Source organism: Wolbachia endosymbiont (group A) of Limnophora tigrina (assembly GCF_964263225.1).
Lineage (GTDB): Bacteria > Pseudomonadota > Alphaproteobacteria > Rickettsiales > Anaplasmataceae > Wolbachia.
The window spans coordinates 170,184-186,952 of the sequence record NZ_OZ181654.1 but is presented as its reverse complement, the minus strand read 5'-3'; the positions used below and the strand labels follow the sequence as shown (position 1 = coordinate 186,952).

14 protein-coding genes, 1 tRNA gene and 1 pseudogene are annotated in these 16,769 nt (G+C 34.0%); 13 read left to right on the top strand and 3 right to left on the bottom strand.

The window, feature by feature from the left end; translation table 11 throughout:
- Positions 1–119: 119 nt before the first annotated feature.
- The 5 genes from ACE38P_RS00910 to ACE38P_RS00890 all read left to right on the top strand — a co-directional run bounded on the left by ACE38P_RS00910 (position 120) and on the right by ACE38P_RS00890 (position 6,992).
- On the top strand, positions 120–1,877 hold the full coding sequence (locus tag ACE38P_RS00910; protein ID WP_374699347.1) for an Rne/Rng family ribonuclease: 1,758 nt from the start codon (positions 120–122) through the stop codon (positions 1,875–1,877).
- A 73-nt stretch (positions 1,878–1,950) separates the two neighbouring features.
- Positions 1,951–3,864, top strand: a complete 1,914-nt coding sequence (gene dnaK / locus ACE38P_RS00905; protein WP_374699346.1) for a molecular chaperone DnaK — start codon at positions 1,951–1,953, stop codon at positions 3,862–3,864.
- A gap of 72 nt (positions 3,865–3,936) precedes the next feature.
- Positions 3,937–4,221, top strand: a complete 285-nt coding sequence (locus ACE38P_RS00900; protein ID WP_374699345.1) for a BolA family protein — start codon at positions 3,937–3,939, stop codon at positions 4,219–4,221.
- A 7-nt stretch (positions 4,222–4,228) separates the two neighbouring features.
- A complete protein-coding gene (gene metC, locus ACE38P_RS00895) occupies positions 4,229–5,461 on the top strand; it encodes a cystathionine beta-lyase (RefSeq protein ID WP_006013396.1) in 1,233 nt (410 codons plus the stop codon).
- Entirely contained in the window at positions 5,430–6,992 is a 1,563-nt protein-coding gene (locus ACE38P_RS00890; protein WP_374699818.1) for a UDP-N-acetylmuramoyl-L-alanyl-D-glutamate--2,6-diaminopimelate ligase, read from the top strand. The genes metC and ACE38P_RS00890 overlap by 32 nt, the downstream gene beginning before the upstream one ends.
- Before the next feature lie 367 nt (positions 6,993–7,359).
- On the opposite strand, the gene miaA is transcribed toward ACE38P_RS00890, so the two are convergent.
- Entirely contained in the window at positions 7,360–8,244 is an 885-nt protein-coding gene (miaA, locus tag ACE38P_RS00885; protein ID WP_374699344.1) for a tRNA (adenosine(37)-N6)-dimethylallyltransferase MiaA, read from the bottom strand.
- Positions 8,245–8,319: 75 nt separating this feature from the next.
- On the opposite strand from miaA, the gene ACE38P_RS00880 reads away from it, so the two are divergent.
- From ACE38P_RS00880 to ACE38P_RS00860, 5 genes are all read left to right on the top strand, one after another.
- Entirely contained in the window at positions 8,320–8,790 is a 471-nt protein-coding gene (locus ACE38P_RS00880; protein ID WP_374699343.1) for a hypothetical protein, read from the top strand.
- A 146-nt stretch (positions 8,791–8,936) separates the two neighbouring features.
- A complete protein-coding gene (locus tag ACE38P_RS00875; RefSeq protein ID WP_006013379.1) occupies positions 8,937–9,524 on the top strand; it encodes an L-threonylcarbamoyladenylate synthase in 588 nt (195 codons plus the stop codon).
- Positions 9,525–9,541: 17 nt separating this feature from the next.
- Complete coding sequence (locus tag ACE38P_RS00870) at positions 9,542–10,393, top strand: DNA polymerase III subunit delta' (protein ID WP_211908312.1); 852 nt, start codon at positions 9,542–9,544, stop codon at positions 10,391–10,393.
- Between the two features lie 36 nt (positions 10,394–10,429).
- Positions 10,430–11,224, top strand: a complete 795-nt coding sequence (locus ACE38P_RS00865; protein ID WP_374699342.1) for a hypothetical protein — start codon at positions 10,430–10,432, stop codon at positions 11,222–11,224.
- 44 nt (positions 11,225–11,268) lie between these two features.
- Positions 11,269–11,928, top strand: coding sequence for a VirB8/TrbF family protein (locus ACE38P_RS00860; protein ID WP_139686506.1), 660 nt, complete (start codon positions 11,269–11,271; stop codon positions 11,926–11,928).
- Positions 11,929–11,934: 6 nt separating this feature from the next.
- On the opposite strand, the gene ACE38P_RS00855 is transcribed toward ACE38P_RS00860, so the two are convergent.
- Both ACE38P_RS00855 and ACE38P_RS00850 read right to left on the bottom strand, forming a co-directional pair.
- Positions 11,935–13,431: a proton-conducting transporter membrane subunit gene (locus tag ACE38P_RS00855; protein WP_010407433.1), complete on the bottom strand. Its 1,497-nt coding sequence runs from the start codon at positions 13,429–13,431 to the stop codon at positions 11,935–11,937.
- Positions 13,432–13,778: 347 nt separating this feature from the next.
- The gene (locus ACE38P_RS00850) at positions 13,779–15,221 is read right to left on the bottom strand and encodes a replicative DNA helicase (RefSeq protein WP_139686507.1); all 1,443 of its coding nucleotides are present in this window, start codon (positions 15,219–15,221) and stop codon (positions 13,779–13,781) included.
- Positions 15,222–15,323: 102 nt separating this feature from the next.
- Here ACE38P_RS00850 and ACE38P_RS00845 point away from each other — a divergent pair.
- The 3 genes and pseudogenes from ACE38P_RS00845 to ACE38P_RS00835 all read left to right on the top strand — a co-directional run bounded on the left by ACE38P_RS00845 (position 15,324) and on the right by ACE38P_RS00835 (position 16,740).
- Positions 15,324–15,406, top strand: a tRNA-Leu gene (locus ACE38P_RS00845).
- 22 nt (positions 15,407–15,428) lie between these two features.
- Complete coding sequence (locus tag ACE38P_RS00840; protein WP_264374840.1) at positions 15,429–16,046, top strand: RDD family protein; 618 nt, start codon at positions 15,429–15,431, stop codon at positions 16,044–16,046.
- 66 nt (positions 16,047–16,112) lie between these two features.
- A pseudogene (locus ACE38P_RS00835) lies at positions 16,113–16,740 on the top strand (IS6 family transposase).
- Positions 16,741–16,769 lie beyond the last annotated feature (29 nt).

Genomic DNA, 16,769 nt, shown 5'->3' with positions numbered 1-16,769 from the left:
AGTTTAGAACGCAAAACACTGAAAGTCAACCCAATAATGCAGGTCGCAAAATTCTTGACAGTCAATAATATATTAAGTAGTATAAAAAGATTTCAGAATGAAAAGCAGACGGTAAATAAGTGGCGAGTGATGGCAAAAGGTTATTATTGATAGAAAGTACTACCTGTTCTAACGAGGTAAGGGTTGCCCTACTAGTTAATGGTAGGGTTGTAGAGTTTGAACAAGAATTCAAGGAAAAAAGACAATTAAGAGGTAATATATACGTTGCTTATGTAAAGCGTATAGAGCCTGCTTTGCAGGCCGTGTTCATTGAGTATGGAAAAAATAAGCAAGGTTTTTTGTCTTTTTCTGAGATATCTCTAAATTACTTTAATATTCCAGAAAAAGAGAAGGAAATTTTCCCTGACGAAGGCTATTCGAGCGGTGTGGACTGTTCAAATGATAATTGCACAGAAGAAGGCCTGGATTCTACAGCTAGTAATGAATCCAGCAGTGGTTTTGTGAGGGAGGTACCTTTACATAGAAAATATAAGTTACAAGATGTGATTTCAGTAAATCGAAAGTTATTGGTTCAATTAACTAAAGAAGAACGAGGAAATAAAGGAGCTTCATTTACAACATACGTAACTTTGGTCGGTAGATACTGTGTTTTCATGCCCAATTCCATAAGTAGGGGTGGAGTATCTCGCAGAATTGAAGATACCAACGTTAGAAAACAGTTAAAGGATATATTAAATTCAATAAATTTACCAAAAGGCTCAGGTTTAATAGTAAGAACTGTTGGTGCAGGAAAAAGTAAGAAAGAAATTGAGCAAGATTACGATAATTTGACCTTATTATGGCAAAATATCCAGCAAAACTTCTCTTCTTTAAATGTTCCATCATTAATTTACAACGAAGCAGATGTAGTTATGAGATCTGTACGTGACTTTTGTAGTAATGATACAGAAATTATAGTATCTGATAGAGAAGTTTGTGAAGCGGTAAGAAAATACACTAAAAATGTGTTACAAGGAAAATTACGTCCTAGGTTATATAGAGGCTCTGTTCCAATCTTTACTTACTATCGAGTCGAAGATCAAATTTCTGAATTATATAGCAATAGAGTAGAATTACCATCTGGTGGGTCTTTGGTGATAACCTTAACTGAGGCATTTGTTTCAATAGACGTAAATTCAGGGAAAATGACAGGAGAAGATAACATAGAAGAAACAGCTTATAGAACTAATATGGAGGCATTATCTGAAATATCAAGGCAAGCGAATCTCAGGGGCTTATCAGGGTTAATAGTTGTTGATTTTATTGACATGTTGAAACTTGAGTATTGCAAAAATGTTGAATTTGCTATCAAGCAGGCGTTTAAAGATGATAGAGCTAAAGTTCAATTTAGCTTTATCAATGACTTTGGTTTAATGGTCTTTTCAAGACAAAGAATTAAACCAAATATACAGGAAATTAATACTACAGAGTGCTTACGCTGTAAAGGTATTGGAAGAGTGAAATCAAACGAAGTGGTTGTTGCATCGATACTAAGGGATTTGCAACATATTGCTAATAAAAATCAAAATAAGTCCTTTGATTTAATAGCACGCAGTGCAGTTATAGCGCACATTTTTAATAATAAGCGTGATATGGTTTCTACAATCGAAAAAGAGTTCAATATTACATTAAATGTTAGTATTGATAATAGTTTAGATGCAGATACATTTATTTTAAAGCAAGGAGACCATATTAATTTTAATGATTATAAGCCATTGCAGAATTCTGGATGTCAAATTGTGAATAGCAGGGATAAAGAGGCTGGTAGTTCAGATAAACTACCGGGCAACTTTTGGTTAACTAAATGGCTTTCGCGCCTTTTGGGCTCTAACAACTAAACGGGACTTGTAATTAACGAGTTTTATACTTATATATTTTACATCAGATAATATTTAAAAGGGAGTATTCATTATGGGAAGAGCAATAGGTATAGATCTTGGAACAACAAATTCTTGTGTTGCAATAATGCAAGGCAAGGATACAAAAGTAATTGAGAATAAAGAAGGAGCAAGAACTACTCCATCTATAGTTGCATTTACTTCATCTGGAGAAAGGTTGATTGGTGCTCCAGCAAAAAGGCAAGCAACTACCAATGCAAGTAATACTTTTTTTGCAACTAAGAGATTGATAGGTCGCCAATATAGCGATCCTGAAATGAAGAATCTAGGTGTACCGTATAAGGTATTTGCAGCAAAAAATGGTGATGCATGGGTTAAAACAACTGATAGTAAAGAATACTCTCCTAGTCAAATTGGTGCATTTATACTACAAAACCTGAAAGAAGCAGCTGAGGCTTATCTTGGGGAAGAAGTAAAGGATGCTGTGATAACAGTGCCGGCGTACTTCAATGATTCTCAACGTCAAGCAACAAAAGATGCAGGAAAAATTGCTGGATTAAATGTCCTCAGAATAATTAACGAACCAACTGCTGCAGCACTTGCTTATGGTCTTGATAAAAAGCACGGACACACAATAGTAGTGTATGATCTTGGTGGTGGTACATTTGATGTTTCAGTTCTTGAAATAGGTGACGGAGTTTTTGAAGTAAAAGCTACAAATGGTGATACTCACCTTGGAGGGGAAGACTTCGATAATGCAGTAGTAAATTATTTACTGGGTGAATTCAAGAAAAGTAATGGCATTGATTTGAAAAACGATCCAATGGCTATGCAAAGAATCAAAGAAGCTGCAGAAAAAGCAAAGGTAGAATTGTCAAGTGCAATGGAAACAGAAGTAAATCTACCGTTTGTTACAGCTGATGCAAGTGGCCCAAAACACTTAAATATGAAGCTAACAAGAGCAAAGCTTGAAAGTTTAGTGAATGATTTAATTGAAAGGACTATAATTCCTTGCAAAAAAGCTCTTGAAGATGCTGGTTTGTCTGCTAGTCAAATTGGTGAAGTAGTTCTTGTTGGTGGCATGACTCGTATGCCAAAAGTCATAGAGAAAGTTAAAGAATTCTTTGGCAAAGATCCACATAGAGGAGTTAACCCTGATGAAGTTGTAGCAATTGGGGCTGCAATACAAGCAGGAATTATTCAAGGTGATGTAAGAGATGTGTTACTACTTGACGTAACTCCACTTTCTCTTGGTATTGAAACTCTAGGGGGAGTGTTCACTCCACTTATTGAACGTAATACTACTATTCCCACAAAAAAATCTCAGGTGTTTTCAACTGCAGAAGATAACCAAACAGCCGTTACAATTAAGGTACATCAAGGTGAAAGAAAATTGGCGGTTGATAATAAACTGCTTGGTCAGTTTAGTTTAGAAGGAATACCACCTGCTCCTCGCGGGGTTCCTCAAATTGAGGTGACATTTGATATAGATGCAAATGGAATAGCGCATGTTTCTGCAAAGGATAAAGCTACTGGAAAAGAGCAAAAAATACGTATTCAGTCTTCAGGTGGTTTATCGGAGGATGAAATAAATCGGATGGTGAGAGAAGCTGAGGAAAAAGCACAAGAAGATGAAAAGCGTAAGAAATTTATTGAAGTGAAGAATCAAGCGGATAGTTTAGTTCATTCTACAGAAAAATCTCTGACAGAATATGGTGATAAAATTTCTCCAGAAGATAAATCTGCTATTGAAAATGCAGTTAATGAGTTAAAGGAAGTGAGTAAATCTGACAACATTGATGATGCTGATTCAATACAACAGAAAGTTACTAACCTCTCTCAGTTATCTATGAAACTTGGAGAAGCTATGTATAAGGAATCTCAACAACAACAAGGTGGAGAAAGCTCATCCACAACAAATAATGAGGAAGAAAAAGTAGTAGATTCTGATTATCAAGACATGGATAATAAAGAAGAGAATAAGTAATTCGATTGTCATCCCAGTGCCCAGATACTGTGGGATGACAAGAGGAGCGTATTGTTGCTTAAAGGAACTATTGTGGATATTATTAAGACAATAGAAGAAAAATTACGCGGTTCAATAGGTGTAATTGATATTAATATTATCGATGAATCAGCAAAGCATGTAGATCATTATTTTGCTTCTTCTTCGACACTACCTTCACATATCAAATTAGTATTAATATCTAACGACTTTTCTGGAATGAGCTCTTTAAAGAGGCATAAATTGATCTATGAATTATTAAAGAGTGAAATAGAGCGATTACATGCGATTTCTCTTCACTTATATACGCAAAGCGAATACAATCTAAAAAATAAATAATAAAAATGTGAACGAAGAGTCTTTATTAGTTAAAGCAGGAAGAAAATTTAATGATTATAAAGGGTCGATGAACCCACCAGTTTATCATTCTTCTACTATATTATTTCCTACTTACAAGGACTACTTAAATGCAGCAAATGGAGAAAGTATATACGATGTAATCAATGATGGTGTTGCAAGGGATTACAGTTACAGTAATGTTGGTACGCCTACTGTTCATTATTTTTCAAATGCACTGGCTGAAATTGAGGGTAGGGGACAAGCACTCATCTACCCTTCTGGATTATTTGCACTTACTTTTGCTATTTTGACTTTCACTAAAGCAGGTTCGCATGTCTTGATACAAGATAATAGTTATTATAGACTAAAGAGATTTGCCGAAAATGAACTACCAAAAAGAGGAGTAGAAGTAACTTTTTATAATCCGACACAGGATATAACTGATTTAGTTCAGAGTAATACTTCACTAATCATGATTGAGACTCCTGGTTCTATAACGTTTGAGATTTCAAATATAGAGCATATAGTAAAAGTTGCTAAAGCACGTGGAATCGTAACCGTTTGTGACAATTCATGGGCCACTCCTTTGTTGTTTAAGCCGCTTGATTATGGAATTGATGTTGCACTATACGCGGTGACAAAGTATCTAGCCGGTCACTCAGATCTAGTGATGGGAGCTATGGTTGCTGAAAGTAAAATTTTTAAATTGCTTTATGAGAGCTATAAAAATTATGGAGTCACCATTCAATCGCATGACTGTTACCTTGCACACAGGGGACTTAGAACACTGCAAACACGCATGAGGAAGCATCAAAGTACAGCAATGCAAGTAGCAAAGTGGCTGGAAAAACATCCAAAAATCAAAAAAGTCTTATACCCCGCACTTTTTTCCTATTCTCAGCATGATTTATGGAAAAGTTATTTCAAAGGGGCAAGTAGCGTATTTAGTATAGTACTCGATAGAGAATATTCATGTGAAGAACTAGGCTGCATGGTTGATCACATGAAAGTTTTCGGCATTGGTGCTTCTTGGGGAGGATGTGACAGTTTGATATTACCAGTAGACCATAGATCTATGTCAAGATCTGTAATGAATTCAGATTATGGTGGAAGTTTTGTGCGAATATTTTGCGGACTAGAAGATCCTGAAGATTTGATTTTTGACTTGAATACTGCATTAATAAGACTGCCATGTTCAAGTGTTAAAGATGATTGTGAGACTGAAAGAGCTACTGCATAACATTGTAAATGCTGACTTTGATATTGAAATCAAAAGCGTCACATGTAATCCTAAGAGAGTTAAAGAAGGTTACCTTTTTGTTTGTGTGTCAGAAAGGAGTAAAGAACACGTAACATGTCTTCCTAATGGATGTGTACACAACTGTGTAGACGTTGTAATACAAGGGGCCAAGAAAGATGTCATCCCAGTGCTCAGACACTGGGATCCAGAAAATTTAATTGTAAACAAGCATACTAGACAATTGTATAATGAAAACTGGATTCCAGTGTCCGCTACTCGAATGACAAGTACTCCAAGTTTTGCAGTGCTTTACCACTCGGACCCTCAAGGAATATACAGTGAAATAGTCAGCAGGTTTTATCAATTCAAACAACCTAAATATGTTGCTGCTGTAACTGGTACGAATGGTAAAACTTCAGTGGTGGAATTTTGTCGCCAGATTTGGCAAGATAATGCAGCGTCTATAGGAACACTGGGAACATGTGTCAATAATAATAGAAAAGATAATAGCCTTACAACGCCAAGTGCAGATGATCTTTATTCCACATTGCGTGACATAAATAATAAGAACGTAGAACACTTAGCATTAGAAGCTTCAAGCCATGGAATCGATCAATACAGAATCCATGGACTCAGGCTCAATGCTGCAGCTTTTACTAATTTCTCTCAAGATCATTTGGACTATCACAAAAGTATCGATGAGTATTTTGAGGCCAAGAAAAGGTTGTTTGATGAGGTATTGCCAAAAGAAAAAACAGCGATTTTAAATGCAGATATAGGCGAATATGGAGAGTTGCTCAACATAGCTGAAAAGCGTGGCAACAAAGTTATAACCTATGGAAAAAAAAACTCTGACATTACTTTATTAAAGCAGATACCCACTGCCAATGGTCAATACCTAACAATTCAAATCGGTGATGAAATTTATAACGCATTTTTTCCGATTTTTGGGCAATTTCAAGCATATAATTTGTTGTGTGCAATCGGTATAGTTATTTCATCTGGTATGGACTATCAAAGAATGTGTATAGATAAACTCGCTTCTCCACCTGGAAGAATGGAAAAAGTGAACACTTTTGCATTTGTCGATTACGCTCATACTCCAAGTGCACTCAAACAAGCTCTGTTGTCTTTAAAATGGCACTTCAATAAAAAGATAGTTCTAGTGTTCGGTTGTGGCGGGAATCGTGATCAAACAAAACGTGCAGAGATGGGTAAAATAGCACAAATGCTTGCAGGTAAAGTTATAGTCACAGATGACAATCCGCGTGATGAAGATCCGGGGAAAATTCGTCACGATATTTTGTTACATTGCCCTGATGCACTGGAGATAGGAGATAGAAAAAAAGCTATAGAGAAAGGTATAAATATAGCACATGATGAAAATATGATTCTGCTAGTTGCAGGAAAAGGACATGAAAGATTCCAAATAATAGAAGGCCAATCCCTTGAATTTAGTGATGTTGAAGTTATTAGAGAGGGCCAAAAATTTGCTACTGCTGTTTTGCTCTCTCCTTCATCCAACGCCTGAATGGCTTTTTTCCTTAAGTCATAACTGTACGCTGCTGGCATTTTTACCTTCTTGTTATACTAAATCACTATCTTATCTTGTTCCTACTATTATGAGAAGAGCTATACAAGGATATGAAAGTGGAGATTGTGGTTACAAGATTAGTGAGAGAATATAGAAAAATTGAGGATGAAATATTGCGTGATATAGTTCATTTAGTGATAAAGGCTCTTACAGGTATAGTAGCGCTTCATAAGTAAGAATATTTTTACAAAGAATTTAATAATCACAATTTAGGCAATGATGAAAGTTCTTTAAGAAAAAAGTTTAATACTATCAAGAAAAGTTTGCATAGGCATAGCAATATAATACATAATAATCAAAATATCTAAAATTCTGTCAATTTATTTGCACAGTCAATCACTTGAGAATTCGGAAATTGATTTTTAAACCAAGTGTACTGGCGTTTTGCATAATGCCTTGTGTTTGTTTGAGCAATCTGTATTGCTTCGTCTAAAGTAATCTCCCCTTTTAAGTATCTTATAATTTCTGGTACTCCATGTGCTTTCATAGCTGGCAAATGTGGAGATGGGTTCATGCTAAGTAGGTTTTTTACTTCATCAATTGCTCCATTTTCAACCATTTCAATAAAACGAGAATTTATTTTTCGGTATATATCCTCACGTTTAGGTAGAATTGTATATACCTTAAAATTATTGAACAAAGGAGGCTGTCTATTTTCTTGCCATACAAAGATTGTCTTGCCAGTTTCAGTGATAACTTCAAGTACTCTTGAGAGGCGATGTGAGTCATTAATAAATATTTTACCTTGAATCCTTGGATCTTTGCTTAGCACTAATTTGTAGAATTCCTCTTTACTTAAATTTTTCCTAAGTTCATTTACGTTTTCTCTCACTTCCTGGCTTATTTGTGGAATCGATGATAATCCCTTGATTAAGCTGCTAATGTAAAGCCCACTTCCTCCAGTGATGATGGGTATTCGTGAATTTTTCAGCGCGTTGTTAACTTCCCTCTTTAAATCCTCTAGCCATAAACCTACGGAATAATTTTCTCTTGCTGAAACATAACCGTATAGCCTATAAAATTCTTTCTGCTTTGGTGGTTGAGCAGTAATTACGGGAATCTCTTTGTATACCTGCTTTGAGTCACAGTTTATTATGCTAATGTTTTTATACTTTTTTATCAAGTTATCGCATAATTCTGATTTACCTGAGGCTGTAATTCCTGTAATAATTACTATATTATCCTTCATTTATATTAATTTAACTAACCTATGATAGGGTGTAGTAAAAATTTGGATTCTACAATCTAAAATTTGGAGACTTTTATGGCAGAAAATGATAACGATAACTCGTTTACTAAGCGTTTTACAAATAGGACCTCTAATGAGACAAGAGGAGGTTTTTCCAGTAAGTATTCATCTCAAAATACCAAAGAACATGCACTAGGAGCAAAAGGAAAAATTTCTGAATTGGCAAACAAAAAAGCTGAAGCCAAGGAAGCTTTTTCTGAAAGTGGCGGCATAAAGAGTAAAAGCAGAACTATCAACGAAAGATCCTTTGCTGATGCAACAAGAAGAAGTAGATCAGATCTCATATATCTAGTTCGTGGTAAAGATCGAGGAAGATCAGCTTGGCACTATGTATTAGTTGATAAAGATAAAAGAGAAATGTTTCTGGCAAAAAGTAGAACTGGCTCTATAGATGTTGCAGATTATGGAGAGATTTTACATTCAGGATGGGGAGATGATCCACCACAGACGATAGTCGATAAAATCAATGCGGAGTTCGGATTGTAGTAAATCTGTTGTAAAAACGAGCAGTTGCTAATAAAATTTACTGTAAGTATACAACAGAGCGTGCTAGCCATTTCGGTATCTTAATTGCTACCATATAGGGAGATAACGGTAAACCCAGAGCTATTGTAGACATAAGTTTTAGCTATATGGTATTTGAAGTAATAAATGCAATAAAAAATAATTTGTTAGCATGCTTTCCAACAGAGACAGTATATGCTCTTTCTTGTAATGCGCTAGGTAACGAATCTATAGAAAAAATATATCGAATAAAAAAGCGTTCTCAAAACAAGCCGCTCTCTGTATTTGTTAGTAATATTGATAGTTTGATAAATATAGCAAAGGTAAAGGAAGAGTATATCGATTTAATAAACTATTTTTCTCCTGGACCAATGACCTATATTTTACCACTTCAAGATAACAGTATATTACCAAATGAGTTCTTTAAAGATAGTATAGGCATAAGAATTCCTGATCATCCTATTGCGATTTCAATATTAAATGAACTGAAAACTCCAGTAGTTGCAACTAGTATTAACATTTCAGGAGAAAAAAGTATATGCAAAGCAAGAGATATACCTCAGTCTATTAAGCAACACTTATCTGCAGTAATTGAAGATGATGAATTAGTTTCTGGTATAGAATCTACTATTATTGACTTAACTGGAGACAAGATTAAGGTTTTAAGAAAAGGTAAAATTTCATTACAAACAATAAATAACGAATTTTCAAACTAAGATCTATAGGAGAAAGAATGAAAAAGGTGATAGGCCACAACCAAGCAAAAAAAAAGATAATGAACAACTTGTCTGTTCAATCTTGGCTGATCTGTGGTAAAAAAGGTATAGGAAAAGCAACATTCGCAAAATCCTTTTCTAATTGGTTTCTTATAAAAAATTACGATGAAGTAGCATTAGACTTACACATTGTTGAAGGTGATACAATAGGAGTGGAAAAGGTGAGAGAAATGAAAAACTTTTTGCACTTAAGCCCCATTCAATCAGAATATAAAATAGCTATAATAGATAGCTTAGAGTCAATGACTAATAATGCTAAAAATGCAATATTAAAAATATTAGAGGAGCCGCCACAAAATTCTAAAATATTTGTAATTAGCCATAAGCCATATGATGTACAAACCACCATCCGGTGTAGGTGTTTTCAGCTGAATTTACTTCCATTAACTTACGATGAAACAAAGCAGGTTGTTTCATCTCAGTGTAAATTCGACGATAAAATATTTAGTGAGATCATTACTTTGTTTCCTGGAACTCCGGGAGTAATAATAAATGCAATAAACAGTGGTGCTTATGAGTCACATAAGCATTTTTATACATTTTTCCGTAATCTAAATAATTCTGATATAGTTAATAAAATAATTAATAGTGAGATTGAGCTAGAACTAGCATCACATATAATTCAAACCTCCATTTTAGAAAGTATAAAGAAAGAAGTAAATAATGTTGAAATTCTACTAAGTCAATGGAAAGAAATAGATGAACTTTTCGTTGCTGCAAAGCAATTTCGCTTAGATAAAAAGCATGTTTTAGCTAATGTAGTTAACATCATGACACAAAAATGTAATACTTTTAACATAAATTTATGATAAAATTCTGCTAATTTAATACTGAAAGTATATAACTTGAATGATAATAAATTAACTGTATGGCAATCAATAGAAGTTTTAACAAACACTATACTGAACATGCAGAAAGAATTGAGTTTAATCAAGAATACATCTTTAGATCAAGACGTCACTTTAGAAAAAGGGAAGGAGCTATCAAGTGGCATCTATGAGGCAAATTTTAAGCTAAACAAGTCAATCAATATAGCTACTTTGCCAAAAATTGGCTATTATATGCTCAGTAGTGAGCTTGTTGTACGTAATCATATTACGAAAGAGGAAGTAAAGATTCCTAGAGATTTTCATTATCTTAAAGTTATTAAACTCAATCATGATGACTATAAACTAACGTTTTGTAATTTTTTGGGTAATGAGTTTTTTGAATATAAAAAGTATGATCCACAATATTCTGGTCTTTCAGATGAATATAAACTCATGGATTTTCGTAGTATAAAAAAGACTAATAATCTAAAACTTAAGGAGTATGTTGGTCATGCACCTAAATTTTTTGCTGTAGAAGGTCTTATTGAGCCTGGATCTGAAAATCATGTAATTGATCTTTTTGAGCTAGCCAGAGATGGTAAAGGCAAAAAAGTGGGAACCCTTGCTGATGAGTTTGGTTATTTCGATGATCAAAACACATTACACTATTATAATTATCACAAAAGTGCAGAAAGTAATACTTATGATCCTGAAAGCTTTAGTGTAAAAATGATAAATTTAGATGTGAGCAAAATTGATAAATTTCACCTTATTGCAGAACAAGGTGATATAATAATTCATCCTATTTTGGAAAATTTAGACATATTTTAAAGTTTTTTAGAGTATCCAGTATATTATATAATTGGGTTTGTATTATGGAAGATAAATTACTTGAATCAGTAAAAAACAAAAGTTACTTCAGGAAAGCAGTTGAATGGTATTGCCACAGATACCTGTTCTGCGTTGTAGAAAGATCTTGGATGGCGTTAATAGCGTTACTTCTCTTAGTATGTTTATTTTTATCACTACTAAACATATACCTATTACTTCCTGTTAAAAAAGATTTAAATTTTGTGAAGTATATGAACCACACAGAAGATGAGTTCTCTGCAATACATAAACTTAGTTTTAGTAAAAAAGAAGATGAGTACATTTCCATAGCAAGGTATTTAATAAGTAAATATATTGAAACATATGAGTCCTCTCGGACTGTTGAGCCAAAGTATCAAGAAAATTTTATAAAAAACAATTCTGTATACAAAATCTACCAAAACTTTCAGGAAAAAGTGAACAATGAAGCTGTTTCATCCACAAGAAAAATTACCAACATAAACGTAACAACATTATCTATTGACCGGTTGACCAAGAACTTAGTTACATTTGCTGGAAACGCTACTGTAGTTTTTACAGCTGAGCAAAATAAGAAGATGAAAGATTATGCTGTGGAGGTCAGCTTCACTTTGTCAAATATAAAAGCAACTCTAGCTGGAATAGTGCCATTTAAATTTATTGTTAATAGCTATAAATATAGATGATTATATTTATAACATTATTTGGTAGCTAAAAAAAATAACTAAAGTGCATATAGCAGTAATAACTGGGGGTAAAACTAGAAGCATTGGTGTCTTTTTAATAAAATAATTTCTAGAAGGTTTTGAGAAAAAGGCGTTGTAAATTATTGGTAAAAAGTATAGAGCATTGAGTATAGTACTAACAATTAACACTAGAGTTACAAACACAGAAAGTGTTACATTACTAGAGTTGAAAACAGCTTGAAAGATGAGAAATTTGCTCCAAAAAGTCGGAGCAGGAGGTACTCCTATCATGGACAATGCACCTATAGTGAATGCTATCATGCTAATTGGCATACTACGTCCTATACCGTGAATTCTATCTATATATTTTTCACCCGTTTTCGTTATTATGATACCTGCAAAAAAAAATAAAGTAATTTTTGCAAATGCATGGCAAACTAATTGAAAGATTGCAATCTTCATGCTGAATTCACTAAAAATTGAAGCGAACAATATAATATACGACAATTGGGAGATGGTAGAGTAAGCAAGCAATTTCTTTAATTCCTTTTGCTTTAATGCAATCAACGATGCAGTAATGATAGTAAATCCAGCAGCGTACGGAAGCCACCCTCCAGCAAACCAATTTTGCTGCACAAAACGTTGCATATTATCGACGCCAAAAGTGTATAATATAACTTTGATGATGATGAAAACTCCGGATTTCACAACAGCAACAGCATGTAATAGTGCACTCACAGGAGTTGGTGCAACCATTGCTTTTGGTAACCAAAAATGCATTGGCATTAATGCAGCTTTTCCTATTCCATAAATCAGCATAGCAAAACACACTGCAATAAAAGTGATGAGTGAAGTATCAAACTTGAATATTCCACCACTTACAAAATCTAAAGTATGGAATTCATTATATAATAGGCCTATTGCAGGAAAAAATAATACTAAAGAAGAGAAAAATAGTAAACCAAAGTAATAGCGTCCTGCAATTACTGATTCATTTGTTGAGTTGTAAGTAATCAGAGGGTATGTACTAATAGTTAGAAGCTCATAAAAGACAAATGTAGTGAGCAAATCTCCAGAAAAAGCAATAAACATTGCACAACTGATTGATGTTGAAAAAAAGCATAGAAAACTTGAGTGATTGCTATCAGCATAGTTATTTCTCATATAACATATTGCATATATACTGGTTAGTACCCACAAAAATGATATTAATAAACTGAATATTGCTCCACTAGACTCTAGCTTTAAACTAATATGCAAATTATTACCAAAATCCATGAGAATAAATTGAGAATGATCACCATACACCAAATATAAAGTGCATAGAGATGTATACGCAAACAGAAGCATAGAAGAAGCAACAGTAACGCTACTGTTCACTCTGGGCCATTTACTAGTAAAAGAAATAGCTAATGCACTTAAAAGTGGGATCAACGCAGTAATTAACAAATAATTCTCAGTAATAAAAAGTGGCAAGGAAAGAGATATTAAAACAAAATCCATTAAGTAATTCATCTTTCTGTTTAGGTAAAGCTAAAATTATATTCAAGTTATAGAGAATTTGCTATTTTTTAGTTCTATATCGGAAGTGTTAAATAAACCATACGCATCAAGTTAAGAAAAAGTGGCGTAAGGAAGAAAGGAAATAAGAAAAAACTATTTTATATATTAAGTAATAAAGTTAGTAATTTATAGATTTTTCTAAAAAAATATCTTATCCTAGATAAGAATTTCCTAAAAAAATAAATGTAACAAATAAAATGCCAATCTTAAATATTGCTATATTTCACGATAGCTACTTAATTTGGCACGTATGGTTTGTTAAACACTTCCAGAATTACTCAAAACCGCTACAGACTATATCTTTCTGTATAATCTTTAAATGCACCTCTATTGGAGTCAAAATGTAGTTTCACACTACCAATTGGCCCGTTTCTTTGTTTTGCAATGATCAGTTCTGCAATATTTCTAATTTTCTCCATTTTCTCTTGCCACTCTCGATGTTTATTACTTCCTTCATTTGGTTGCTTTCTTAATTCATAATATTCTTCTCTATAAAGGAACATTACTATATCCGCATCCTGCTCTATGCTTCCTGAATCACGTAAATCAGAAAGTTGTGGTTTTTTATCATCCCTTTGCTCAACAGAACGAGAGAGCTGTGATAGTGCAACAATGGGAATATTTAGTTCTTTTGCAATTGCTTTTAAACCCTGCGTCACTTCTGAGATTTCTTGCACTCTATTTTCACTACTCCTTTTTGTTGTTCCTCGAATTAACTGCAGATAATCGATAAAGACCAACTCTACATTATATAGTTGATAGAGAAGACGTATTCTGGTACGAAGAGCACTAATTGATAACGCAGGAGTGTCATCTATGATGAAAGGTAATTCGGATAGATCTGTACTAGCATTAATGAATTCGTGTAATTCAAAATCACTAATTCTCCCAGTCAGTGCCTTATAATAACCAATGCCTGAATCTATAGTAATCAATCTTGCGGTCAATTGCTCTGCTGACATTTCAAGTGAAAAGAATGCTACATAATGTTGTTTATCTGTTCTTTTTTGCAAAATCTTACAAGCATTAAGTGCGATGTTCAGCGCCAATGCTGTCTTTCCCATTGAGGGCCTTGCAGCTATAATTAACAGATCAGATTTCTGCAAACCACCAAGAAGCTGGTTTAGGTCTTGAAGTCCGGTTGTAATACCTAGAGCCTCTGGGTTATTCTTCAGCTTGCTGATCTTCTCAACCACATCTTTAATTGAACTTGCAAGCTTTATATATGTCTTATCACCTTGCTTTTTTACTGCTAAGTTGAACAACTTTGTCATTGCCTGCTCAATTTGTACCTGTGCAGGATTTTCAATGTCGTAGTTGTAACTATCGTCAACTATCTCCTGTCCGAGCTTGATTAAGCATCTCCTTAAATAAGTATCACGGATTATTCTGGTCAAGCTATAGATGTCAAGCGCAATGCTTGCCTTTGCTGCAAGTTTTGCTAGGTACTCAACTCCACCACATTCGGCAAATGCTTTATCATTCTCGAAAAACATCTTGAGGCTCAGTTCATTAGCAACTATACCGTGTTTTCTGGTTTTAGATATCTGGGTAAAAATGCTTTGATGTAGTGGATCATAGAAATTATCTGCTGCAATTATATCTTCGACTGCATCACAAATTCTATTATCACGAACCATTGCACCAATGAGCATTTGCTCTGCTTCTAAATTGTGTGGCAATTTACATATTTCTTCTCTTGAATCAATAAGATTGGCTAATTCATTCATTTTAATTTTTCAGAGTAATGATTGATTATTGTAGAATATTCAGTCCTTACTTGAAAGAGAAAAAATTTGACTAATCCTGTGTTGCTTATAGCATTAAAGTAGGCCCCTGTGGTGGAATGGTAGACACGGCAGACTCAAAATCTGTTGCTTGCAAAAGCATGCTGGTTCAAGTCCGGCCAGGGGCACTCAAATATTGGAAAATGCTTTATGTTACACAAGTTTTTTAATCGTTTATTTTCCATTCTTTCTTCGATAAATGCTATTCAAAGGGTAAAGAAAGATGAAAATGGAATATGTTACGTAACAGGACTTAGACGCTATTTGTCAGTGCTGCTTGATTTAATTATCATCGTTTTGTTCTTGCAGCTTTGCGGCCAAGCCTTAAGCCAACTCTTCATGAACTCAGAGAGCAGTAAAATATTAGGCCAAATTGCTGCGAAATATCAGATGCAAACACCATTATCTGCAGAGGAAACAGCAATGCAGAGTAAACTAATCAAGTTACTAGTTCTAAATCAGATAGTTCAATTTATTATGCTTTTTAGTTATGTAGCATATATGTGGATAAGATTTGGCGCTACACCTGGAAAGTTATTACTTGGACTCAGAGTTGTAAATGCACAAACTTTTGAAAAATTGACTCTAAAACAAGCAATAAAGAGGTTTTTTTCCTTTATATTGTCAACTTCACCACTATTCTTAGGTTTCATATGGGCAAGCTTCGACAAACGTTGCCAAACTTGGCACGATAAGATTGCAGGCACAGTAGTTGTAACAAGTAAAAGTCTTAGATGTATGGTCTCAGAACATAATAGAGTGGATTAAGGGTTCTGTCGCATTTGTAGGGAAGTAGAAAGAAGAATGATATAATTGTCTAAAAAAAAAGCAAAGATGTTTCGTATCAATCAAAAATTGTTGCCATATTTCAAAGGATTTAGCTTTTCAGCGGATGTTATCTGTATACATGAAATGTCGATTCTCTTTGAGCTATCGAGATTTGGAAGAAATGATGAGTATAAGGGGAGCAAAATGCTACGTTACAAAGGTGGGTTATCACCACTGATAGATGAGGCAGTAAGGAAAAGAAAGAAGCAGGTTGGTAGTAATTGGAGAGACTTACATTAAATTAAACGGTAAATGGGTTTATTTATATACTGTAGACTTCCTCTTGTGTGTTAGTAGAGACAAGTCTGCAGCACTTGCATTCTTTCGTAAAGCCTTCAGGAGTAACTATCTTCCTGAGAAAATTGTAATTGATAAAAGCGGCAGTAATACTGCTGCTCTTGATGATTTGAATGCAGAAATTTCTGAAGATTATAGTTCTTCAAATAAAATATCTAAATAATATTGTTGATAGATTTATCAAAAAACTAATAAAGCAAATGCTTGGGTTTAAAAGCTTCCATTCCGCAAAGATTACCATCACAGGCATAGAAAATATTCGTATGATTCAAAAAAGACAAATTATTAAAATAATGTTTCTACTTTTGAGAATTTTGCTATGTTAATGGCTTCATAACTCCTATAATCCCACCTTTAATGATCTTC

What these genes read in the sequence shown, in the direction of transcription:
- ACE38P_RS00890 (WP_374699818.1), top strand. Translation starts at nt 5,430, where the DNA reads ATGATTGTGAGACTGAAAGAGCTACTGCATAACATTGTAAATGCTGAC.
- miaA (WP_374699344.1), bottom strand. Translation starts at nt 8,244, where the DNA reads ATGAAGGATAATATAGTAATTATTACAGGAATTACAGCCTCAGGTAAA.
- ACE38P_RS00880 (WP_374699343.1), top strand. Translation starts at nt 8,320, where the DNA reads ATGGCAGAAAATGATAACGATAACTCGTTTACTAAGCGTTTTACAAAT.
- ACE38P_RS00875 (WP_006013379.1), top strand. Translation starts at nt 8,937, where the DNA reads ATGGTATTTGAAGTAATAAATGCAATAAAAAATAATTTGTTAGCATGC.
- ACE38P_RS00870 (WP_211908312.1), top strand. Translation starts at nt 9,542, where the DNA reads ATGAAAAAGGTGATAGGCCACAACCAAGCAAAAAAAAAGATAATGAAC.
- ACE38P_RS00850 (WP_139686507.1), bottom strand. Translation starts at nt 15,221, where the DNA reads ATGAATGAATTAGCCAATCTTATTGATTCAAGAGAAGAAATATGTAAA.
- dnaK (WP_374699346.1), top strand. Translation starts at nt 1,951, where the DNA reads ATGGGAAGAGCAATAGGTATAGATCTTGGAACAACAAATTCTTGTGTT.
- ACE38P_RS00860 (WP_139686506.1), top strand. Translation starts at nt 11,269, where the DNA reads ATGGAAGATAAATTACTTGAATCAGTAAAAAACAAAAGTTACTTCAGG.
- ACE38P_RS00855 (WP_010407433.1), bottom strand. Translation starts at nt 13,431, where the DNA reads ATGGATTTTGTTTTAATATCTCTTTCCTTGCCACTTTTTATTACTGAG.
- ACE38P_RS00840 (WP_264374840.1), top strand. Translation starts at nt 15,429, where the DNA reads ATGTTACACAAGTTTTTTAATCGTTTATTTTCCATTCTTTCTTCGATA.